16 protein-coding genes and 1 riboswitch are annotated in these 20,647 nt (G+C 75.0%); of the genes, 8 read left to right on the top strand and 8 right to left on the bottom strand.

Annotated features, from left to right (window positions below):
* Window positions 1-37: 37 nt before the first annotated feature.
* Window positions 38-451, bottom strand: a complete 414-nt coding sequence (locus ACF068_RS06005) for a roadblock/LC7 domain-containing protein (protein WP_392272937.1) — start codon at window positions 449-451, stop codon at window positions 38-40.
* Between the two features lie 257 nt (window positions 452-708).
* On the opposite strand from ACF068_RS06005, the gene ACF068_RS06000 reads away from it, so the two are divergent.
* On the top strand, window positions 709-1,365 hold the full coding sequence (locus ACF068_RS06000; RefSeq protein WP_392272936.1) for a dienelactone hydrolase family protein: 657 nt from the start codon (window positions 709-711) through the stop codon (window positions 1,363-1,365).
* Between the two features lie 121 nt (window positions 1,366-1,486).
* Window positions 1,487-2,086: a class I SAM-dependent methyltransferase gene (locus tag ACF068_RS05995; RefSeq protein ID WP_392272935.1), complete on the top strand. Its 600-nt coding sequence runs from the start codon at window positions 1,487-1,489 to the stop codon at window positions 2,084-2,086.
* A 121-nt stretch (window positions 2,087-2,207) separates the two neighbouring features.
* Here the strand turns inward: ACF068_RS05995 and ACF068_RS05990 are convergent, their stop codons facing one another.
* Window positions 2,208-3,017 (bottom strand): alpha/beta fold hydrolase, encoded by an 810-nt coding sequence (locus ACF068_RS05990; RefSeq protein WP_392272934.1) that lies wholly within the window; start codon window positions 3,015-3,017, stop codon window positions 2,208-2,210.
* A gap of 104 nt (window positions 3,018-3,121) precedes the next feature.
* Between ACF068_RS05990 and ACF068_RS05985 the strand changes: the two genes are divergently transcribed.
* Together ACF068_RS05985 and ACF068_RS05980 are read left to right on the top strand one after the other, a co-directional pair.
* Window positions 3,122-3,451 carry a hypothetical protein gene (locus ACF068_RS05985; RefSeq protein ID WP_392272933.1) on the top strand — a complete coding sequence of 110 codons (330 nt, stop codon included), beginning with the start codon at window positions 3,122-3,124 and terminating at the stop codon, window positions 3,449-3,451.
* A gap of 108 nt (window positions 3,452-3,559) precedes the next feature.
* A complete protein-coding gene (locus ACF068_RS05980) occupies window positions 3,560-4,570 on the top strand; it encodes a hypothetical protein (RefSeq protein WP_392272932.1) in 1,011 nt (336 codons plus the stop codon).
* 90 nt (window positions 4,571-4,660) lie between these two features.
* Here ACF068_RS05980 and ACF068_RS05975 read toward each other — a convergent pair whose 3' ends face one another.
* The 4 genes from ACF068_RS05975 to ACF068_RS05960 all read right to left on the bottom strand — a co-directional run bounded on the left by ACF068_RS05975 (window position 4,661) and on the right by ACF068_RS05960 (window position 6,959).
* Entirely contained in the window at window positions 4,661-4,855 is a 195-nt protein-coding gene (locus ACF068_RS05975) for a hypothetical protein (protein ID WP_392272931.1), read from the bottom strand.
* A gap of 50 nt (window positions 4,856-4,905) precedes the next feature.
* Window positions 4,906-5,448 carry an MOSC domain-containing protein gene (locus ACF068_RS05970; protein WP_392272930.1) on the bottom strand — a complete coding sequence of 181 codons (543 nt, stop codon included), beginning with the start codon at window positions 5,446-5,448 and terminating at the stop codon, window positions 4,906-4,908.
* A 144-nt stretch (window positions 5,449-5,592) separates the two neighbouring features.
* Window positions 5,593-5,775: a hypothetical protein gene (locus ACF068_RS05965; protein ID WP_392272929.1), complete on the bottom strand. Its 183-nt coding sequence runs from the start codon at window positions 5,773-5,775 to the stop codon at window positions 5,593-5,595.
* A gap of 83 nt (window positions 5,776-5,858) precedes the next feature.
* A complete protein-coding gene (locus ACF068_RS05960; RefSeq protein ID WP_392272928.1) occupies window positions 5,859-6,959 on the bottom strand; it encodes a fatty acid desaturase family protein in 1,101 nt (366 codons plus the stop codon).
* Between the two features lie 279 nt (window positions 6,960-7,238).
* Between ACF068_RS05960 and ACF068_RS05955 the strand changes: the two genes are divergently transcribed.
* On the top strand, window positions 7,239-10,214 hold the full coding sequence (locus ACF068_RS05955; protein WP_392272927.1) for an SNF2-related protein: 2,976 nt from the start codon (window positions 7,239-7,241) through the stop codon (window positions 10,212-10,214).
* On the top strand, window positions 10,211-11,533 hold the full coding sequence (locus tag ACF068_RS05950) for an SWF or SNF family helicase (RefSeq protein ID WP_392272926.1): 1,323 nt from the start codon (window positions 10,211-10,213) through the stop codon (window positions 11,531-11,533). Before ACF068_RS05955 ends, ACF068_RS05950 begins: the two co-directional genes overlap by 4 nt.
* Window positions 11,534-11,739: 206 nt before the next feature.
* Here ACF068_RS05950 and ACF068_RS05945 read toward each other — a convergent pair whose 3' ends face one another.
* A complete protein-coding gene (locus ACF068_RS05945; RefSeq protein WP_392272925.1) occupies window positions 11,740-12,600 on the bottom strand; it encodes a bifunctional 5,10-methylenetetrahydrofolate dehydrogenase/5,10-methenyltetrahydrofolate cyclohydrolase in 861 nt (286 codons plus the stop codon).
* A gap of 22 nt (window positions 12,601-12,622) precedes the next feature.
* Window positions 12,623-12,711: riboswitch (ZMP/ZTP riboswitch) on the bottom strand.
* Window positions 12,712-12,869: 158 nt separating this feature from the next.
* On the opposite strand from ACF068_RS05945, the gene ACF068_RS05940 reads away from it, so the two are divergent.
* Together ACF068_RS05940 and ACF068_RS05935 are read left to right on the top strand one after the other, a co-directional pair.
* Complete coding sequence (locus ACF068_RS05940) at window positions 12,870-14,156, top strand: GAF domain-containing protein (protein ID WP_392272924.1); 1,287 nt, start codon at window positions 12,870-12,872, stop codon at window positions 14,154-14,156.
* Window positions 14,157-14,207: 51 nt separating this feature from the next.
* Window positions 14,208-15,731 (top strand): aldehyde dehydrogenase family protein, encoded by a 1,524-nt coding sequence (locus tag ACF068_RS05935; RefSeq protein WP_392272923.1) that lies wholly within the window; start codon window positions 14,208-14,210, stop codon window positions 15,729-15,731.
* A gap of 199 nt (window positions 15,732-15,930) precedes the next feature.
* Here the strand turns inward: ACF068_RS05935 and ACF068_RS05930 are convergent, their stop codons facing one another.
* Window positions 15,931-20,631 carry an amino acid adenylation domain-containing protein gene (locus tag ACF068_RS05930; protein ID WP_392272922.1) on the bottom strand — a complete coding sequence of 1,567 codons (4,701 nt, stop codon included), beginning with the start codon at window positions 20,629-20,631 and terminating at the stop codon, window positions 15,931-15,933.
* Window positions 20,632-20,647: the final 16 nt, after the last annotated feature.

The raw sequence follows: 20,647 nt of genomic DNA, 5'->3' as shown, positions 1-20,647 counted from the left end.
TGTGGAAAACCCTCGGTGGACGCGGTGTCGCCGCTGGTCAGCGGTCGGTGAGTGCCGCGCCCTTGTGCTGCCGGGCGGCGACGGCGAGATGCTCGCCGACCCGGTTGACGAGGAGGGTCATCTCATAGGCGACCTGGCCGACGTCTGCCTCGGCCGCGGTGAGGACGCACAGGCAGCTGCCCTCGCCCGCCGCGGTGACGAAGAGCATCGCCTCGTCGAACTCCACCATCGTCTGGCGTGCCCGCCCCACCCCGAAGTGCCGTCCCGATCCGCGGGCGAGGCTGTGCAGCCCGGAGGAGACGGCGGCGAGGTGCTCCGCGTCCTCGCGGGCGAGTCCGGTGCTCGCGCCGGTGACCAGGCCGTCGTTGGACAGCACCAGCGCGTGTCGTATGTATTCGACCCGCTTGGTCAAGTCGTCCAGGAGCCAGTCGAGTTCTTTGTCCAGGGCCATGTCCGGTCCTCCCCGTTTCCCACGTTCCCCCCGCTGCCCCGTAAGCCTTGCGCACTGACGTGGACAGGGCAAGGACTCGCACGGGGCGCACGGGGGCGTCGGGACCCCGGGGGCCGGGGCGGGGGCGGGTCCAGGAGAGCGCGTCGAGCAGCCGGGCATCCGCTGCCCGGCCTTGGGTACCCGGTGGCCGGTCCGGTGGGGCCGGTCCCGCGGGTCCGGTCCTTGGCCCGCGGCGTCGGGCGCAGGAGGTGGCAGCCATGGCACGGGCGGCGGAAGCGGTCTCCCTCACCCTCGGTGAGGTCACCCTGGACGGGGATCTGGTCCTTCCCCGCGACGCGCGGGGGGTGGTGGCCTTCGCCCACGGCAGCGGCAGCTCGCGCCACAGCCCGCGCAACCGGGCGGTGGCCGGGGTCCTCCAGGAGGCGGGGCTCGGCACCCTGCTCATGGACCTGCTGACCGCGGCGGAGGAACGCGTGGACATGGTCACCGCCGAGCTCCGGTTCGACGTCCCGCTGCTGGGGCGCCGTGTGTCGGGGGCGGTGGACTGGCTGCGGGACCGTCCGGACACGGGCGGTCTGCCGGTGGGGCTGTTCGGCGCCAGTACCGGGGCCGCCGCGGCGCTGGTGGCGGCCGCCGCCCGGCCCGAGCGGGTGCGGGCCGTGGTGTCGCGTGGTGGCCGCCCGGACCTCGCGGGCGCCGTGCTCGCCGATGTGCGGGCACCCGTCCTGCTGGTGGTCGGGGGACACGACCAGGAGGTGCTGCGGCTGAACGAGGAGGCGGCGCGGCGGCTGACCGCCCCGTGCGCCCTCCGGGTGATCCCCGGGGCCACCCACCTCTTCGAGGAGCCCGGAACCCTGGAACAGGCGGCGGACGCCGCCCGGGAGTGGTTCCTCCGCATGGGCGGGCAGCCGTGAGGGAGCGGGCCGCCGGGCCCGTGCCGCCGCGCGGCTACAGGGCGCGCGGTCGGTCGATGACCTCACGCGGGATCCGTTTGTGCGCCCCCCGGCTGTCGAGGGCATGGGGGATCATGGGCGCATGGCCGACGACCACACACACGTGCAGGAGTTCTTCACCGCCCGCGCGGCGGACTGGGACACGCGGTTCCCCGACGACGGCCCGGCGTACGCCGCCGCCGTGGCGGAGATCGGGCTGCGCCCCGGCGACACCGTGCTGGACGCGGGCTGCGGGACGGGGCGCGCGCTGCCGCCCCTGCGGGAGGCCGTGGGCCCGGCGGGCACGGTCGTCGGCGCGGACCTGACACCCGCCATGCTGGCGGCCGCGGCGCGGGCCGGGCGGGACGCCCATGGGGTCCTGCTGCTCGCCGACGTGGGGCGCCTGCCGCTGCGGGACGGAGCGCTGGACGCGGTGTTCGGAGCGGGCCTCGTCTCCCACCTGTCCCGGCCGGCCGACGACCTGCGGGAGCTGGCCCGGGCCGTACGACCGGGTGGACGGCTGGCGCTCTTCCACCCGGTCGGCCGTGCGGCACTGGCCGCCCGGCACGGGCGTCGGCTCACCGACGACGACCTGCGCGCGGAGGCCAACCTGCGGCCCCTGCTGGCGGGTTCGGGCTGGCGGATGGTCACGTACGTGGACCGGGACGACCGTTTCCTCGTCCTCGCCGTACGTCAGGACTGAGGACCCGCGTCAGGACCGAGGACCTGCGTCAAGGCTGGACCCGGCGTACGCCAGGACCGGGGACCCGCCGTACGCCAGGACCGGGGACCCGCCGTACGTCAGGACCGAGGCGTGACGTACGTCAGGACCGGGGTTCCCGCCGGGCCTCCCCGCCCGGCACGAGGCTCCGGTCCCGCTCCTCCGCCGCGACCGCCCGCACGAACGCGGGCGTGTTGTCGAACATGACGTTGTGCCCCGCGTCCGGCACGGTCAGTACGCGCACGCCCGCCGCCTCCAGCTCGTCGTGGCCCGGAAGTGCACCGCTGTGCGCGCCCTGGAGGTACACCCGGTCGACCGGGGCCTCCATGAGCATGCGGCGCATCGTCGGCCGGGTGCCGCGCACGAGGCCGACCGCGCTGCGGTGCAGGGCGAGCGGGTCGGCGAGCCTCATGGTGGCCGCCCATGCCGGCCCGACGCGCTCCAGCACGCGCGCGTAGCCGCCGCCGTGCACGAACTCCTCCTCCGAGTGGCCGGCGATACCGCTGCTGGCCTCGGAGACCGGGGGGTGGGGGTCGAGGTTTCCCTCGGTGATCACCAGCCGGCTCACGAGGTCGGGGCGCCGGTGGGCCAGCACGATGGCCACGGCGCCGCCCATGCTGTGTCCCACGACCTCGGCGCCGCTCGCGTCCGCCTCGTCCAGTGCCGCGGCGAGCGCGTCGGCGTGGTCCTCCAGCGTGTAGGCGAAGTCCGCCGGCCGGTCGCTGATGCCGTGCCCGGGCAGATCGACGAAGAGCGACCGGCGGCCCGCCAGAACGGGATGCGCGGCGACGTGGGCGTGGTACACCGTGCTCAGCGCGCCGAGCCCGTGCACGTACACCCGGGTCGGCCCTTCCCCCACCGCCTCCGTCCACCGGATCAGACTGCCCCTGTCGTCGAACCGGGCTCCTCGCACCTGCGTCCCTCCCCTTCTGTGGTTGCCGGTCCGAACCCTACGTTGGAGGTCCAGCGTCGGAAAACCGGCGGCGCACGCCGCCGGACAGCGGGAAGGTGGGCCCGGTGTACGACAGACTCCGCACGTTCTTCGGCTCCGTCGGTTCTTTCGTCAGGTCCTTGTCCGCCCCTGAGCCCGGGAAGGAGGACGGAGCCGGGACGGGCCGGCGCGGCGCCCGTCAGCACAACATCTTCGAGGCCGCCGCCGCCTATGTGGCCGCGTGCGCGGACGACGACCAGGAGGCCGTCGACGAGGCACAGGGGTGGGTGTCGCCGGAGGCCCTGTCCTTCGGGGTGAGCGAACTGGCCTGCCGGGCGGTCATCGCCCTCGCCCGCGAGCGCGACGAGTCCCCGCGCACGGTGGCCCGCAGCCTCATGGGCCTGCCGACCTCGTGAGGCCGCCGGCGCCGTGCCGAAACCGTTGTGATCAGGACGGCGGGACCTCTCGACGGCGGGGTTACCCGCTGGTTAAGGTGCGCCGACGCATGTGGGAGGGAGGCGGCCATGGCCGGGACGGAACCGGTGGACGTCGCTGACGCGGACGACGACGCGCTGTACGTGCTGACCGCCGTGCTGCTGACGCCCGCGCAGTTCCCGAGCCTGCTCGGCGACGACTACCCGGAGGCGTGCGCGGCGCTGGGGCTGGAGCCGTATGCGGAGGGCTACGGGCTGGTGCTGGGCCAGGACGGCGAGGGTGCCCGGTGGACGGTCGTCGTCGACGACGTGTCGCTGGTCGCCGTGGCGATCGCCTCGTGGGACTGCGGCATGGAGTACGACCTGTCCCCCGACGAGCGCAGCGTCGTGATGGCCCTGCCGGGCTGGCCGCTCGCCCTGGCGGTCGCCGCGCCGCACGTGCCCGCGCCGCACGACCCGGAGACGCCCCCGGGTGAGCGCCGGCCGCTGACGCCGCCGGACCCCGGGGAGTGGGGACCGGCGCAGCGCCGGATGGGCGCGGACGAGGTCGCGCTCCAGTGGGCCGCCTGGCGCGAGCAGCTGGGCGAGGACGACTTCGCCAAGCCGGTGGACGCCGGCGAGCCGTCGGCGACGGATGACCGGCCGGCCGGTGACGCTCGTCCGGCGGCGGGGCCGGCGGGTGACGGTCGTCCGGCGGACCGGCCGGCCGACGGGCCGGGGCCGGGTGGGCAGGCGGCGGGTGCCGGGGCGTCCTCCGGCGCGGCGTCCGGTGGGCCGGAGGGCAGTGGGCCGGCCGGCGAGCGGCTGCCCGGCGCGGCCGAGGGGAGCGGCCCGGAGGGGCCCTTGCGGCGGGTCCTGGCGGAGCTGCGCGGCTATCTGGAGGATCCTCCGCCGCCCGGTCGCGTCCGGTCCGGCTTCGCCCCCGGCGGAGCCCGGACGCTGCGGGCCGACGGCCCCGGCTGGTCGGTCGTGGCCAGGACGGACGACATCGCCTTCGTGCTGCTGGACGAGATGCCCCGCGAGGTACTGCCCATCGGCCGCGGCCCTCATCTTCCGGAGCTGCTGGCCGCTCTCGACGCCATGGCGGTACGCCCGGCGTGACGCGTGTCCGGCCACCGGACGGCGGCCTGACGGGCAGGCCCGTGTCCGGTGGCCGGTCGGTCGGGGCGCTTCCCGAGCCGTACGGGCCGCTCAGCCGGTGGGTTCCTCGGGCGCGCCTTCCGTGGGCGTGTCCTCGGCGGAGCCGCGCTCCTCGTCCCCGGCCTCCTGGGCCTGGGCCAGGTCCGGGTCCCAGTGGTCGGAACCGCCGCTCGCCTGTTCGTCGGGCAGGTCCCTCGGCACGCCGGGCCCGTCTTCGCCCGCGCCTTCGAGCCGCTTGTCGTCCATGGTGTCTCCCTCCGGCTTTCCGGCCGGGCGGGTACCCGGGATCCCGCCGCTCAGACCCGTTCGAGAGGGCGGTGCGGACCGTCCGGCAGCTCGATCTCGACCGCATCACCCGGCCGTACGGGTCCTCCGGTCCGCACGATGCCCATGATCCCGGCCTTGCGGACGACGGCACCCGTCTCGTCGCGTCCGACGACCTGCTTGAGGAGCCCGTCCTGGAAGGCGTCGATCTGGAGGCAGGGGTTGCGCAGTCCGGTGACCTCGACGACCGCTTCCGCGCCTATGCGCAGCAGGGTGCCGGTCGGCAGGCCGAGCAGGTCGATGCCACGGGTGGTGATGTTCTCGCCGAGGTCGCCGGGGCGGACGGTGAAGCCCTCGCCGGCCACTTCCTCGAACAGCTCCTCATGGATGAGGTGGACCTGGCGGAGGTTGGGCTGCGTGGGGTCCTGAGCCATGCGCGAGCGGTGCTTGACCGTGACGCCCGCGTGCACGTCCCCCTCCACTCCGAGTCCGGCCAGCAGGGTGATGTCCGGCCGGTTCGGTTTGGTGAACGTGTACGCGCCGTTGCTGCTGACCGCTGTGACCGTCCCGCTCATCCTGGGCCCCCTGTGTCGTGCCGGTACCGGCCGTCACCGGCGTCCGGTGACGATGATCCATGATCACCTCTGAGCGGTCCGTCCGGAACCCCCGGCCCCTCCGGACTCCGGCGCGCGCCGCATCCGGTGCCGGACGCGGTGCCGTCAGCGGCCGAGCTCCTTGCGGCTCACCCGGCGCAGCCGGCGCCGCTGGCCCGGATCCAGTGCCAGGTAGGCGACAGCGGGGACGCCGATCAGCACCAGCAGCGACAGCCAGAAGCCGATCAGCGGCCAGAGGAGGAGGCCCACGGCCACGCCTCCGATGACGATCTTCGTTCTGGTCGACATGCGCTCCTCCTTCGCGGGCGGCGTCGGCCGCTCCCGTGTTCCGTGAACGCGTGGGCGGGCCGGTCGGTTCCGGCTTCCACCCGTCAGGCCGTACGCAGCGGGTCGCCGACCCGGTGCAGGTGCCCCAGCGCCTGGCGGTAGGAGTCGACCAGCCCGGTCTCCGTGTACGGGATGCCCAGCGAGCGGCAGTGGGCGCGCACCGCAGGCTGTGCGAGCCGCAGGTGGGGGCGCGGCATGCTCGGGAAGAGGTGGTGTTCCACCTGGTAGTTCAGGCCACCGAGCATCCAGTCGGTGACGGCTCCGCCGCGGATGTTGCGTGAGGTGAGCACCTGGCGGCGGAGGTGGCCCCACGGCTCGGCGTCCGGGTCGGGGACCTCCATGCCCTTGTGGTTGGGGGCGAAGGCCATGCCGAGGTGCAGACCGAGCAGCATCTGGTGGACGAGGGCGAAGACGAGGGCCCGGCCCGGTGACATGGTGGCGAGGAGCAGGGCCGCGTAACCGGCGACATGGGCGAACAGCAGGACGCCCTCGACGAGGCGCGCGCGTGGCGTCCGGTGCGGTCCGTGCTTGGAGAACAGGGCCTGGAAGCCGTACACCTTCAGGGCGAGGCCTTCGAGCGTGGTCAGCGGGAAGAACAGCCAGGCCTGGTGCCGGGTCAGCCAGCTACGGAAGCCCGTGCGCCCGACCGCCTGGTGCTGGTTGAAGACCAGGACGTCCGGGGCGACGTCCGGGTCCTTCTCCTCGTGGTTCGGATGGGCGTGGTGCCGGTTGTGCTTGTCGTTCCACCACTCCTGGCTCATACCGAGCAGCAGATTGGCGTGTACGAGCTGGATCAGGCGGTTCCTGCCCCGGTCGGCGCTGATCTGCGCGTGCCCCGCGTCGTGGCCGAAGAAGGCCGCCCGGGCGGAGAACACGGCCAGCGGGACGGCGAGCAGCAGGGACCACCAGGAGTGCCCGAAGAGCACCAGGGCGACCGCGACCGCCGTCAGGGCGAGCAGGTTCAGCGTGATGCCCGAGGCGTACCACCCGGTGCGCCGCTCCAGCAGGCCCTGGTCCTTGATGGTGCGGAGGAGCGGGCCGAACTCGCTGCCGGACCCGCGCCGCGCGCCCGCCGGGCGGACGGGACGTTCGGCGGCGGAGGGAGGAGGGGCGGGGAGGGTCAGGGCAGAGGGGGCCTGTGGCATGGCTTCTCCGGGTCTGGTGAGGTCTGTGCGCGGAGGCGCGCCGACCTGATGAACGTACGGATGAGCGGCCGCTCAGAGCCATGGCACCACCACCCGGACGTGGGGTGGGGCTTCCCAGGGTACGGGGGTGGTGCTGCCTGCACCCCGGCCGCGGAGTGGGCTATGTCACGGCACTTCCCCGGCCGTTGCACGGTGTTCATCAGGTACCCTCGGCGCTTCGACTCCCCGCTAGTCAAATTTGAGGAATGCGTCAGCGCTGTGCCCAAGCTTCCCGAAGCAATGCCGTATACGACTCCCGGCGTACCCCTGCTCGCCCGCTGCTCCGCCGTCTTCCTTGCCGCCGATCCGCCTCGTCTGGGACGTGTGGCGTTCTGGGACCCGGCCGATGACGAACCGTCGGCCCTGGGCGGCCCCACCGGCCGGGCCTCCGGCGCCGCCCCCTCCCCCGGCTCCGACGCCGCCCCCGATGCCCCAGGTGCCCCAGGTGCCCCCGAGGCCCCCGCAGGGTCCGCCCCCGTCACCGCTCCGGGCCCGTACGGCGTGCGGGAGTTGACCGTCGTGGCACCGGACGCCCTGGCCATCCCCGTCCGCGCCCTGGTGCTGCCCGTGGCGGAGGCCCTGCCGCTGCTCACCCGCGCGGGGCGCGTCGCGGACGCGTCACCCGAGGTCGCGTTCTGGGGCGCCGCCTCCCTCCTGGCCCTCCAACTGACGTCCCGGGGCCTGCTGTTGCCCGGCGTCACCGGCACTGACCACGACGCGTGGCGGGTTGGCCCCCTCGGCGCGGAGGACCTGGAGCGGATGCGTACGCTCGCCGCCTCGATGCCGCCGGGCGCCCACGCGGTGCCCGCGGGCCGGGCGGCGGACGGCACGGTCCTGCTGCCGGATCCGGAGCGGCTGTTGCGGTGCTTCCTGGACGCGGTCGCCGACGTGCTGCCCCGTACCCCGGCGGCCCCGCTCGCCGTGGGTGGGCCGGCCTTCGCGGCGAGCGAGCCACAGCGGGTGCCGGAACGGCGCGCGTGGGCGGCGGACGTGGCGGCCGGTCACGACGCGGGCGTACGGCTGTCGTTGCGCGTGGAGGCGCGCGGACTCGACGACGGCGGTACGCCGGACTTCCGCGCCGTCCTCCAGTTGCACCGCGCCGACGACCCGGCGCTCGTCGCCGACGCCGCCGACGTGTGGTCCGGCGCGGCCGGCGGGTTCACTCCGCGCGCCCGGCTGGACGCGCTGCTCGCGCTGCGCCGCGCCGCGCGGGCCTGGCCGGCGCTCGCGCCGCTGCTGTCCGCCCCGGTGCCCGACGCGATCGAGCTGGCCGACGAGGAGGTCACCGAACTGCTGGGCGGTGCCACGCGGGCGCTGGCCGCCACCGGCGTCCAGGTGCACTGGCCCAGGCTGCTGGCGCGCACGCTGACCTCGAGCGCCGTCATCGGCCCTCCGGGCGGACCCGCGTCCGACGAGGGCCGTTCCGGCCTGCCGTCCTTCCTGTCCGCCGACGCCCTCCTCGCCTTCGACTGGCGCTTCGCCCTGGGTGGCCAGGAACTGACCCGCGCCGAGCTGGACCGGCTCGCCGAGGCCGGACGGCCCGTGGTGCGGCTGCGGGACCAGTGGGTGCTGATCGACCCGGATGAGGCCCGCCGCGCCCGCGAGCACCGCGACCGCAAGGTCACCCCGATCGACGCGCTCGGCGCCGTACTGACCGGCACGGCGGAGGTGGACGGGCGCCAGGTCGACGTCCGGCCGTCCGGGTGGCTTCGGGCGCTGCGCGACCGGCTCGCCGACCCCGAGGGCCGCCGGGGGGCGGACCGGCAGGAGATCGGGCAGCCCGCCGCGCTCGCCGCGACCCTGCGCGACTACCAGCTGCGCGGGCTGAACTGGCTGCACCGGATGACCTCGCTGGGTCTCGGCGCCTGTCTCGCCGACGACATGGGCCTGGGCAAGACGATCACCCTCATCTCGCTGCACCTGCACCGGCAGACCGACGCGTCCGCCGCGGGACCCACGCTGGTCGTCTGCCCGACGTCCCTGATGGGCAACTGGCAGCGCGAGGTGGAGAGGTTCGCACCGGGCACCCCGGTACGCCGCTTCCACGGCTCCGGCCGGGACCTGGAGGGCCTGACGGACGGCGAGTTCGTCCTGACCACGTACGGCACCATGCGACTCGACACGGCCGCGCTCGCGGCGGTGCGCTGGGGCATGGTCGTCGCCGACGAGGCCCAGCACGTGAAGAACCCCTACTCGGCCACCGCCCGGCAGCTCCGTACCATCGGCGCCAAGGCACGGGTCGCCCTGACCGGCACCCCGGTGGAGAACAACCTCTCCGAGCTGTGGGCCGTCCTCGACTGGACCACCCCGGGGCTCCTCGGCCCCCTGGGGACCTTCCGCAGCCGGTACGCCCGTGCCGTGGAGGGCGGCGCCGACCCGGCCGCCGCGCGGCGACTGGCGGCGCTGGTGGGGCCGTTCCTGCTGCGGCGCCGCAAATCGGATCCCGGGATCGCCCCGGAGCTGCCGCCCAAGACGGAGACCGACCGTACGGTGTCCCTCACGCCTGAGCAGGCGGGCCTCTACGAGGCGGTCGTCCGCGAGACCCTGGAGGCCGTCGCGGCGGCCGGCGGCATGGAACGCCGGGGCCTGGTGCTCGCCCTGCTCACGGCGCTCAAACAGATCTGCAACCATCCGGCGCAGTACCTCAAGGAGGAACGGCCGACGACCTCCGGCCGCTCCGGGAAGCTGGAGCTGCTGGACGAGCTGCTCGACACCATCCTGGCCGAGGGCGCGAGCGTGCTGGTGTTCACCCAGTACGTGGGCATGGCCAGACTGCTGGAGCGGCACCTGGCGGCCCGGGGCGTACGCACCGGCTTCCTGCACGGCGGGACCCCGGTGGCGGAGCGGGAGGCGCTGGTGAACCGGTTCCAGGCGGGTGAAGTGCCGGTCTTCCTGCTGTCGTTGAAGGCGGCGGGCACCGGGCTCAACCTCACCCGCGCGGGTCACGTCGTGCACTACGACCGCTGGTGGAACCCGGCGGTCGAGGCCCAGGCGACGGACCGGGCGTACCGCATCGGGCAGACCCAGCCCGTGCAGGTGCACCGGCTGATCGCGGAGGGCACCGTCGAGGACCGCATCGCGGCCATGCTGGCGCGCAAGAGGGAGCTGGCCGACTCCGTGCTCGGCTCCGGCGAGGACGGCGCCCTGACCGGACTGACCGAACTGACCGACGCCGAACTGGCGGAGCTGGTGGAACTGCGAGGGAGCGGGCGATGAGCCGCGACGGTGATGACGAGCGTACGTTCGCGGCGCTGCCGCCCGCCCGGGGCCGGGGTTTCGCCCGGACCTGGTGGGGGCTCGCGTGGCTCAAGGCCCTGGAGGACACGGCGCTCGACGCCCAGCAGCTCAAAAAGGGCCGCAAAGGGGCGCGGGACGGCGCGGTGGGCGCCGTGTCGGTCCGTCCCGGACGGATCACCGCCGTGGTGCGGGACCCCGACGGTACGGCACAGCGCGGGGACGTGCTGCTGCGGGAGCTGACCGATGAGGAGTGGGACCGGTTCCTGGACATGGCCGCGGACCGGGCCGGCCACCTGGCCGCCCTCCTGGACCGGGACATGCCTCCGGACCTGGTGGAGGACGCGGCGGCGGCCGGCATCGAACTGCTGCCCGGGATAGGCGACCTGGAGCCCGCCTGCACCTGTGACGCCTGGGACCACTGTCCGCACACGGCGGCGCTGAGCTACCAGGTGGCGCGGCTGCTGGACGAGGACCCCTTCGTGCTGCTGCTGGTGCGGGGCCGTGGGGAGCGGCGGCTGCTCGACGAGGTGCAGGCACGCGGCTCCGCCCTGGCGGGCCGCCGGGCTCCGGCGGGAGGCCCGGTCACCGGGGACGGGGAGGAACCGGCCGGGGACGGTGTCCCGGGGGTACGGGCGGACGAGGCGTTCGCCGCGCGGGACATCCTCCCGCCACTGCCCGCGCCGCCCCCGCTGCCGGAGTCACCCGGGGAGCCGCCGTCGCTGGACACCGAGGCCGGGCCCGGGCCGGGTGTCGACCCGGCGGCGCTGGAGGCCCTGGCGGCCGACGCGGCGGCCCGGGCGCACCGGATGCTGGCCGACGCGCTGTCGCCGGGGCACGAGGACCGGCTCCCGGAGGCCGTGCTGACGGCGGAACAGGACGCCGTCCGGCTGGCCGCCTCCGCCGCCTGGGGAGCGGCCGCCCTGGAGCGGCTCGCCTCGGGGACCGGCCGTCGCCGGGCAGGCCTGGACGTGGCCACGCGCGCGTGGCGGCTGGGCGGCGCCGAGGGGCTGGCCGTGCTGGAGGCGCACCCGGAGCCCGGTCCGGAGCTGCTGGCGCGGGCCGAGGCGCGGCTCGCCGCTGCCTGGGAGGACGGCGAGCGTCCCCCGTTGCGGGCGGACCGCCCCGGGTGCTGGACGGTGACCGGCGCGGGCGCGCAGCTCCGGCTGGACGGCGACGGCCGCTGGTGGCCGTACCGCGAGGAGCCGGACCAGGCCTGGGTACCCGCCGGGCCGCCCGATCCCGATCCGGCCGCCGCCCTGGCGAGCGTCCTGGCGGTCACCCCGGAAACCGACGCCTAGGACGGTCGCTCCGGCCGTCCGTACCGTTGGCGCCCCGCTCCGGGCGCCCGACCGGGCGCCGGGTGTGGGCGCCCGGGGCGTGCGCAGGGGCCCCGGCACGGATCCGCCGGGGCTCCGGTCGGACGCCCAGGTGGCACGCCCCGGCCCCCGCCCGCACGCCTCGGCCCCACCTACGCCACGCCACGCCCGCTGCGCCCCGCCCCCGGTCAGCGGGAGAGCCCGCGCTCCGCCGCGTCCACCGTCTGGGCGAGCAGCACCGCGATGGTCATCGGGCCGACGCCGCCGGGCACGGGGTTGATCAGGCTCGCGCGGGTGGCGGCGGTCTCGAAGTCGACGTCACCCACGTTGCCGGGGTTGTAGCCCGCGTCGATGACGACCGCGCCGGGCTTGATGTCCTCGCCCTTGATGAAGCGGGGCCGCCCGACCGCGGCGACCAGGATGTCGGCCTCACGTACGGCCGCGGACAGGTCGGCCGTGTGCGAGTGGCAGTAGGTGACCGTGGCGTTCCGCGCCAGCAGCAGCATGCCGGCGGGCTTGCCGAGGATGGCGCTGCGGCCGACCACGACCGCGCGCTTGCCGGCCGGGTCGACGCCGTACGCGTCGAGCAGCCGCATGATGCCGCCCGGCGTGCAGGAGACGAACCCGGGCAGGCCGAAGCTCATCGTCGCGAAGGAGCTGAAGGTCACGCCGTCGACGTCCTTCTCGGGGGCGATCGCCTCGAACGCCGCCCGCTCGTCGATGCCGGGGCCGACCGGGTGCTGGAGCAGGATGCCGTGCACCTCGGGGTCGTTCGACAGGTTTTCGAGCGTGGCCACCAGTTCGGCGGTGGTCGTGGTGGCGGGCAGCTCGACGTGGCGGGAACGGATGCCGGCCTTCTCGCAGCGGGCCCGCTTCATCTTCACGTACGTCACGGAGGCGGGGTCGGCGCCGACCAGGACGGTGGCGAGGCACGGCCGGGTGCCGGTGCGCCGGGTGAGGTCGGCGGCGCGGGCGGCGGTCTCCTCGACGAGGCGGCGGGCGAGGCCGCTGCCGTCCATGAGGCGGGCGGTGGCGGGAGTGGTGGACATGCGGGCTCCTGAGCGGTCGTCAGTGGATCGCCCAGGCGCGCGGCAGTGGCGTCGGTCCGCCGGGCCGCTCCCCGGTGGTACTCCACCCAAGCGCCAGTCACGGCCCGCCACCACTCTACGGGACCGTTCCCCATCGCCCCCCGGGTGCCCCGTCGCGCCCGCCCTTGTGGAGTCCGGCCCGCGCGACGACGATGGCCCGGGCGCGGACGTCAGCGGCGGCAGCCACAGCGGCAGCGGCGGCAGCGGGAGACCTCGATGGGGAGGGCCGTGTGAACGACCCATGGGTGGCCTTGGAGCGGGACGCCGATCCGGCGGAGCGGGCGCGGGCGCTGCACCGCGCGCACGAGGCGTTCACGGCGGGCGGCCGGCCGGAGGGGCCGGTCCGGCCGGTGGTGGCCGACTCGTGGCGGCGCTCGGCGCGCGCCCGGGTGTGCCCGGACGGCGCGGCGTGCGTGGAACTGGACGAGGACGAGCTGGCCGCTCACCGGGACGGTCATCCGCTGGCAGCGGTGATGCCGGTGGTACGGGAGTTGATGGGCGCGTACGCGAGCGACGGGGAGCACCTGGTCGCCGTCTGCGACGCGCACGGGCGGCTCCTGTGGGTCGAGGGGCATCCGGCGACGCTGCGCCGGGCCGACCGGATGAACTTCGTGGCGGGCGCGCGGTGGGCCGAGTCGGCGGCGGGCACGAACGCCCCCGGTACGGCGATCGCGGTCGACCGGCCGGTCCAGGTGTTCACCGCCGAGCACTTCCGGCGGCCGGTGCAGGCCTGGACGTGCGCGGCGGCGCCGGTGCACGATCCGCGCACCGGGCGGCTGCTGGGGGCGGTGGACATCACGGGCGGCGACCGGCTGGCGCACCCGCACAGCCTGGCGTTCGTCCAGGCGGTGGCCCGGGCCGCGGAGTCCCACCTGGCCCTCCTGGGGCCGGCTCCGGCGGCCGGGGACCGTGGGTGGCTGTCGGCGCTGGGCAGGGACGAGGCGGTGCTGGTGGCGGGCGGGCGGCGGACGCGCCTGAGTCGCCGGCACAGCGAGATCCTGGTGGTGCTCGCCCACCATCCGGGGGGTCTGGGCGGGGAGGAGCTGCTGGCGGCGCTGTACGAGGACGAGTCGGTCACCCCGGTCACCCTGCGGGCCGAACTGAGCCGGTTGCGGGGCCTACTGGGTCCCGGGGTGCTGCGGTCGCGCCCGTACCGGCTGGCGGTGCCGGTCGACACGGACTTCGGGGCGGTGCGGCGCAAGCTCGGGTCCGGTGCGGTCGCCGCGGCGCTGGGCGGGTACGCCGGGCCCTTGCTGCCCGGTTCGTGCGCGCCGGCGGTGCGGCGGGCGCGGGAGCGGCTGGCCGGGGACCTGCGTGCCGCGCTGATCGCGCGCGGTGACCCGGCGCTGCTCGCCGACTGGGCGCACAGCGCGTGGGGCGAGGACGACCTGGAGGTGTGGCGGTCCCTGGCGGCGTGCGCGCCGGCGGCGCTCCTCGCCCCCGTACGGGCGCGCCTGACGGCCCTGGACGCGGAACTCGGCGCCGGCGCAACCCGGTTGCAACGTCCGCGTCCCTAGCCTCGCCGCGAGCACCGGACGGCGGTGCCGCACCAGGGAGGCCTTCCGCACATGACCCGTTACGCAGCGCCCGGCAGTGAGGGCTCGATCGTCTCGTACGAGTCCCGCTACGACCACTGGATCGGCGGCGCTTACGTGCCGCCCGCGCGCGGCCGGTACTTCGAGAACCCGAGCCCCGTCAACGGCCGCCCCTTCACCGAGATCGCCCGCGGCACCGCCGAGGACGTCGAGGCCGCCCTGGACGCGGCGCACGCGGCCGCGCCCGCGTGGGGCCGGACCGCCCCGGCCGAGCGGGCGGGCGTGCTGCTGCGGATCGCCGACCGGATGGAGGCGAACCTGGAGCGGCTGGCCGTCGCGGAGAGCTGGGAGAACGGCAAACCGGTCCGGGAGACCCTGGCCGCCGACCTGCCGCTCGCCATCGATCACTTCCGCTACTTCGCGGGCGCGTTGCGCGCCCAGGAGGGCTCGCTGAGCGAGGTGGACGAGGACACCGTCGCGTACCACTTCCACGAGCCGCTCGGGGTGGTGGCGCAGATCATCCCGTGGAACTTCCCGCTGCTGATGGCGGTCTGGAAACTGGCGCCGGCGCTGGCCGCGGGCAACGCGGTCGTCCTGAAGCCGGCCGAGCAGACCCCGGCGTCCATCCACGTCCTGATGGGCCTGATCGCGGACCTGCTCCCGCCCGGCGTGGTGAACATCGTCAACGGCTACGGCACGGAGGCCGGCAAGCCGCTCGCCTCCAGCCCCCGCGTCGCCAAGATCGCCTTCACGGGCGAGACGACCACGGGGCGGCTGATCATGCAGTACGCCTCGGAGAACATCACACCGGTCACCCTGGAGCTGGGCGGCAAGTCGCCGAACATCTTCTTCGACGACGTGTGGGCCGCGGACGACGACTTCCGTGACAAGGCCCTGGAGGGCTTCACCATGTTCGCCCTGAACCAGGGCGAGGTGTGCACGTGCCCGTCGCGCGCGCTGGTCCAGAGCGGCCACTACGGCGAGTTCCTGGAGGCGGCCGTGGCCCGCACCGAGCGCATCGTCCCGGGCCATCCCCTGGACACGGCCACCATGATCGGTGCCCAGGCCTCGCACGACCAGCTCCGCAAGATCCTCTCGTACCTCGACATCGGCCAGCAGGAAGGCGCCAAGATCCTCACCGGTGGCCGGCGCCTCGAGTACGACGGTGAGCTGGCGGGCGGCTATTACGTCGAGCCGACCGTCTTCGAGGGCGACAACCGCATGCGGGTCTTCCAGGAGGAGATCTTCGGCCCCGTCGTCGCGGTCACGTCCTTCACCGACTTCGACGACGCCGTCGCCCAGGCCAACGACACGCTCTACGGCCTCGGCGCCGGCGTCTGGACCCGCGACATCACCACCGCCTACCGCGCCGGACGCGCCATCCAGGCGGGCCGGGTCTGGACGAACTGCTACCACGCCTACCCCGCCCACGCCGCGTTCGGCGGCTACAAGCAGTCGGGCATCGGCCGGGAGACGCACAAGATGATGCTGGACCACTACCAGCAGACGAAGAACCTCCTGGTCTCGTACTCGCCGAAGAGGATCGGCTTCTTCTAGAGGCACGAGAGAAGGCGCCTGACCTGGGCTTTCACCCGTCAGGCGCCTTCTTGGAGCGCTCGAACCTTCCCATGGGGGAGGCGTCGAAATACCCCTCCTCTTCCAGTTCATCCCACCCGTATCCCAGTCCTGACCAGCAGTTCCGGGCCATACACGGGCCAGATTGCGGCTCAGCCCTTGGGACTGTTGTGCCGGAGGTCTAGGGGCCCGACAGGTCGATGTCGTCGACCGGGACGTCCGGGGTGGTGGCGACGGCACGCAGCAGCCGGGTGAAGCGGGTGCGGAGGTCCTCGGCGGTGGAGCGGTCGAACAGCTCGGTGCGGTACTCGACGACTCCTTCGAGGCCGTGGCAGGTGCCGTCGGCGTCCCGTCGCTCGAACAGGCCGAAGGTCAGGTCGAACCCGGCCGAACCCCTGCCGACCAGCTCCACCGTGGCGGACGCGCCCGGCAGCTCCAGCCGTTCGGGGAGGGACGGTGCGAGCACCAGCATCACCTGGAACAGGGGGCGGCCGAACACGGCCCGGCCGCTCGCCGCCCGCCGGGGGCCCTGCGCCTCCACCACCAGGTCGAAGGGCACGTCCTGGTGGGCGAAGGCGTCCAGGTCGGCCCGTACGACCCGGCCGAGCAGCTCACGGAAGGTCGGGCCTCCCGAGGTGTCGGTGCGCAGGACGAGCGTGTTCACGAAGAAGCCGACGAGGCCGTCGAGTTCCGCGTCCGCGCGGTCGGAGACCGCCGTGCCGATCGGGATGTCCGTACCCGCGCCGAGGCGGGTGAGGAGCGCGGCCAGTGCGGCGTGCGCCACCAGGAAGAGGCTGGCCTGTTCGTGCACGGCCAGCTCCAGGAGCCGCCCGTGCACGTCCGCGGGAACGGTGAAGGCCACCGTGTCGCCGGCGCCGTGGACAGGGCGCCCGGCCGGTGCCCGCTCCGTACGGTCGGCGGGCAGCGCGATGCGTTCCGGCAGGCCGGCCAGGGCCTTGTCCCAGTGGGCGAGCTGGCCGGTGCGCAGGGCGCTGGGCTCGGCGTCGGTGCCGAGCAGTTCGCGCTGCCACAGGGTGTAGTCGGCGTACTGGACGGGCAACGGCGCCCAGTCCGGCGCGGCACCGTGGACGCGGGCCCGGTACGCGGTGCCGAGGTCGTCCAGCAGCCGCCGCAGCGAGGCGCGGTCGCAGGCGATGTGGTGGAGCAGCAGGAGCAGCGTCTGCCCGTGCGGGGTCCCGGTGGTGAAGAGGACCGCGCGCAGCGGGAGCTCGCTCTCCAGTTGGAAGGGACGGCCGGCGGCGGCGTCCAGCGCGTCCGGCAGCCGGTCCGGGGTGACGGGTTCCACCGTGAGTGCCGGGCGGGCGGCGGTGACGGGCAGGATGTGCTGGACCGCCTGGCCGTCCCGCTGCCGGACGAGGGTGCGCAGGGTTTCGTGCCGGGCCGTGAGGTCGCCGAGGGCGGCCCGGAGCGCCTCCTGGTCCGGTTCGCCGTCCCAGCGCAGCACCAGGGGGACGTTGTAGGTGCTGTCGGGGCCCGCGAGCCTGTGCAGGAACCAGAAGCGCCGTTGGCCGGAGGAGAGCGGGACCGGCTCGGCGCCGCGGTCCTCGGCGCGCGGGACGCGAGGGACGGGCCGGGCCGCCGGCGCGGCGGAGGTGCCGCCCGGGCGAGCCGGGTCGCCGAGGTGGGCGGCGAGCGCCGCGACGGTCGGGTGGGCGAAGACGTCCCTGACGTCCAGCTCCGCCCGGGTGCCGAGGCCGGCCCGGCGCACCGTGCTGACCAGCCGGGTCGCCCGCAGGCTGTCGCCCCCGAGGTCGAAGAAGTCGTCGTCGGCGCCCACCCGCTCCACCGCGAGCAGGTCGGCGAAGAACCCAGCCAGTTCGGCTTCCAGCGGCGTTGCCGGGGCGCGGGAGGGCGTGTGCGCGCGGGCGTCCGGGGAAGGGAGCGCCGCCCGGTCCAGCTTCCCGTTGGGGGTGAGCGGCAGCTTGTCGAGCGGGACGAACAGGGACGGGACGAGATGCGCCGGAAGCCGCCCGCGCAGCCATTCCCGCAGCCGGGCGAGAGCCGGCCCGGGGTCGTCGGCCGCCGCGTCGCGGGTGAGCACGACGTACGCCACCAACCGCGCGGCCCCGTCGGCTCCCGGGCCCCCGTCCGCCTCCGTGCGGGCCCGGTCCCGCGGCCCGCCGGCCGTCGCCAGTACGGCGCCGCCCGCCACGCCGGGGGCGGCCAGCAGCGCCGCCTCGATCTCGGCCGGCTCGACCCGGAAGCCACGGATCTTGACCTGGTCGTCCGCCCTGGCGAGGTACTCCAGTGAGCCGTCCCGACGGGCGCGTACGAGGTCGCCCGAGCGGTACAGCCGGGACCCGGCGGGGCCGAAGGGGTCGGCCACGAAGCGCTGCGCCGTCAGGGCGGGGCGGTGCAGGTATCCCCTGGCCACCCCGGAGCCCGCGACGTACAGCTCACCGGCCACCCCGGGGGGTACCGGGCGCAGCCGGCCGTCGAGCACGTACAGCCGGGTGCCGGCGACGGCCGTGCCGATCGGGACGGCCCGCGCCGTGCCGTGGTCGGGGTCCAGGGCGAGCCGGGTGGAGAGGACCGAGGTCTCGGTGATGCCGTACGTGTTGACCAGGACGGGCCCGGAGTCCCGGTGCCGCCCGTACCAGGAACGCACGACGGCGGGGGCCAGTGCCTCACCGCAGAAGACGACCCGGCGCAGGGCCAGTTCGCGGCCGCGCTCCGGCTCTTCGGCGTCGGCCTGGTCCAGCGACCGGAACGCGGAGGGCGTCTGGCTGAGCAGGGTCACCCGCTCCCGTACGAGCAGGTCGAGGAAGGCGCGGGGGTTGCGGCTCACCTCGCGGGGGACGATCACCAGCCGGCCGCCGTGGGCGAGGGCGCCCCACATCTCCCACACGGAGAAGTCGAAGGCACAGGAGTGGAACATCGTCCAGGTGTCGTCGGGCCGGAGTCCGAACTCGGTGGCTGCCGCTTCCAGCAGGGCCACCGGGCCCCGGTGCGGAACCACCACGCCTTTGGGACGGCCGGTGGAGCCCGAGGTGTAGATGACGTACGCCGCGTGGTCGGGCGTCAGCGGCCCGGTGCGGTCCGCGTCGGTCAGGTCGGCATCGATCCGGTCGGCGGCGGACTGGTCCGCGTCGGTGCCGGTGTCCGCGTCGCTCGTCGCCGACGGGGGTGCGGCCGGGGCGGTTTCCGCCGGGTCCGTCCCGGACAGGACGCACACCGGCCGGGCGTCGGCGAGGATCCGCTCCGTATGCTCCGGCGGCCAGCCGGTGTCGAGCGGGAGGTAGGCCGCGCCGGTCTTGGAGACGGCCAGGATCGCGGTGATCAGGTCCACGGAGCGGGGAAGCAGGACGGCGACGGTGGTCTCGGGTCCCGCGCCGCGCCGGACCAGCGTCCTGGCCAGCCGGTTGGCGCGCGCGTTGAGCTCGGCGTACGTCAGCCGCCGGTCGCCGTGACCGACCGCCGGGGCGTGCGGAGTACGCGCGGCCCAGCGCTCGAACAGCTCGGGCAGGGTCCGGGGCGAGGCGGGCGCGGGCGTGCCGGCGCGCGGGACGAGCACCTCGCGCTCCTCCGGCGCCAGCAGGTCCAGTTCGCCGACGGGGCGCCGGGGGTCGTCGACCAACTGGTCGAGCAGGCGTACGCAGCGGTCGGCCTCGGCGGCGACCTCCTCGGGCTCGTACCGCCCGGCCTCGGCGTGCACCTCCACCATCAGGCCGGCCCGGCCGCGTTCCGGTCTGATCATGACCGAGAGGTCCTCCACCACACCGGTGTTGAGCTGCCGGAGGGTCATCGGCCGTCCGGCGAAGTCGCGGCCGAAGCTGAAGGGGACGATGTTGGCGGTCAACCGGTAGGGAGCCTGCGCGGACCCGGTGAAACCGAGGTCGCGGCGGATGTCCTCGTACCGGTAACGCTGGTGGTCGAGGGCGAGGGTGATCGCCTCGTCGACGGTGCGGACCAGTTCGGCGCCCGGCCGGCGCAGGTCGACGGGTACCCGTAGCGGGAGCACGTTCGACGCCGCGCCGGTGACGGCACCCGCCGTCCTGGGGGTCCGGCCGGCGACCGGGAACCCCAGGACGACCTCGTCGCCCCCGCCGCTGCGGGCGTGCTCCAGCAGGACGGCCGACGTGGTCGCCAGCGCCGTCCAGGGGACGTCGAGTTCGCGTGCGCGGGCGCGGAGGGCGGCCACCCGCGCGTCGGGCATCCGGCGCTCACCGCGCACCGGTGCCCCGCCCGTCCGGCCGGCGCCCGTCCCACCGGGTACGTCGAGGCCCGCCGCACCCGGCCCGGCCGAACCCGGCCGGACGGCTCCCGGCCAGCCGGCCATCCGCGCCGTCCAGAACGCCCGGTCGGCCTCGAAGTCGGGCGTTGTGCGGTAGGCGCGCTCGGCGTCGAGCAGGGTGTCCAGCGGCACCTGGTGGCCGGGCTCCGGGGACGCCCCGCGCTCCAGCGCCGCGTAGATCCGGCCGAGCCGCCGGGCGAACAGCGCCAGTCCGAAGCCGTCCACCACCAGGTGGTGGACGAGCAGGTACCAGCAGACCCGGTCCTCGGCGAGGCGCAGGAACGCGGTCCTGAAGACGGGTCCGTTCTCCAGGTCCAGCGGGCGGGCCACGTCCGCCCCCATCCAGGCCAGCGCGGCGGCCATCGGCGCGGGCTCCCGCCGGAGATCGACGACCGGTATGTGCCAGTCGGGAAGGGGGCCGGTCCACTGCCTGGGTTCCCCGGCGGCCGTGACGGCGAACCGGGACGTGAACGGCTCGGTCTCCGCCACGGCGAGCCGGAAGGCCGCCTCGTACAGCCCGGGGTCGAGGTCCCCGGCGACCTCGAACGCGCTGGCCAGCTGGTACCGGACCGGGGCCGCGAGCTGCTGCGACAACCAGATCCCCTGCTGCATGGTGGTGAGCGGCATCGACGGACGATCCGCC

This window comes from Streptomyces sp. NPDC016309 (genome assembly GCF_043077235.1).
Taxonomy (GTDB): domain Bacteria; phylum Actinomycetota; class Actinomycetes; order Streptomycetales; family Streptomycetaceae; genus Streptomyces.
This window is presented reverse-complemented; position numbering and strand designations above follow the sequence as displayed.

Bases quoted from the DNA above. Each gene is read 5' to 3' on its own strand.
- ACF068_RS05960 (WP_392272928.1), bottom strand. From the start codon at position 6,959: ATGCCACAGGCCCCCTCTGCCCTGACCCTCCCCGCCCCTCCTCCCTCC.
- ACF068_RS05930 (WP_392272922.1), bottom strand. From the start codon at position 20,631: ATGCCGCTCACCACCATGCAGCAGGGGATCTGGTTGTCGCAGCAGCTC.
- ACF068_RS05950 (WP_392272926.1), top strand. From the start codon at position 10,211: ATGAGCCGCGACGGTGATGACGAGCGTACGTTCGCGGCGCTGCCGCCC.
- ACF068_RS05980 (WP_392272932.1), top strand. From the start codon at position 3,560: ATGGCCGGGACGGAACCGGTGGACGTCGCTGACGCGGACGACGACGCG.
- ACF068_RS05970 (WP_392272930.1), bottom strand. From the start codon at position 5,448: ATGAGCGGGACGGTCACAGCGGTCAGCAGCAACGGCGCGTACACGTTC.
- ACF068_RS05995 (WP_392272935.1), top strand. From the start codon at position 1,487: ATGGCCGACGACCACACACACGTGCAGGAGTTCTTCACCGCCCGCGCG.
- ACF068_RS06005 (WP_392272937.1), bottom strand. From the start codon at position 451: ATGGCCCTGGACAAAGAACTCGACTGGCTCCTGGACGACTTGACCAAG.
- ACF068_RS06000 (WP_392272936.1), top strand. From the start codon at position 709: ATGGCACGGGCGGCGGAAGCGGTCTCCCTCACCCTCGGTGAGGTCACC.
- ACF068_RS05945 (WP_392272925.1), bottom strand. From the start codon at position 12,600: ATGTCCACCACTCCCGCCACCGCCCGCCTCATGGACGGCAGCGGCCTC.
- ACF068_RS05935 (WP_392272923.1), top strand. From the start codon at position 14,208: ATGACCCGTTACGCAGCGCCCGGCAGTGAGGGCTCGATCGTCTCGTAC.
- ACF068_RS05975 (WP_392272931.1), bottom strand. From the start codon at position 4,855: ATGGACGACAAGCGGCTCGAAGGCGCGGGCGAAGACGGGCCCGGCGTG.
- ACF068_RS05965 (WP_392272929.1), bottom strand. From the start codon at position 5,775: ATGTCGACCAGAACGAAGATCGTCATCGGAGGCGTGGCCGTGGGCCTC.
- ACF068_RS05955 (WP_392272927.1), top strand. From the start codon at position 7,239: ATGCCGTATACGACTCCCGGCGTACCCCTGCTCGCCCGCTGCTCCGCC.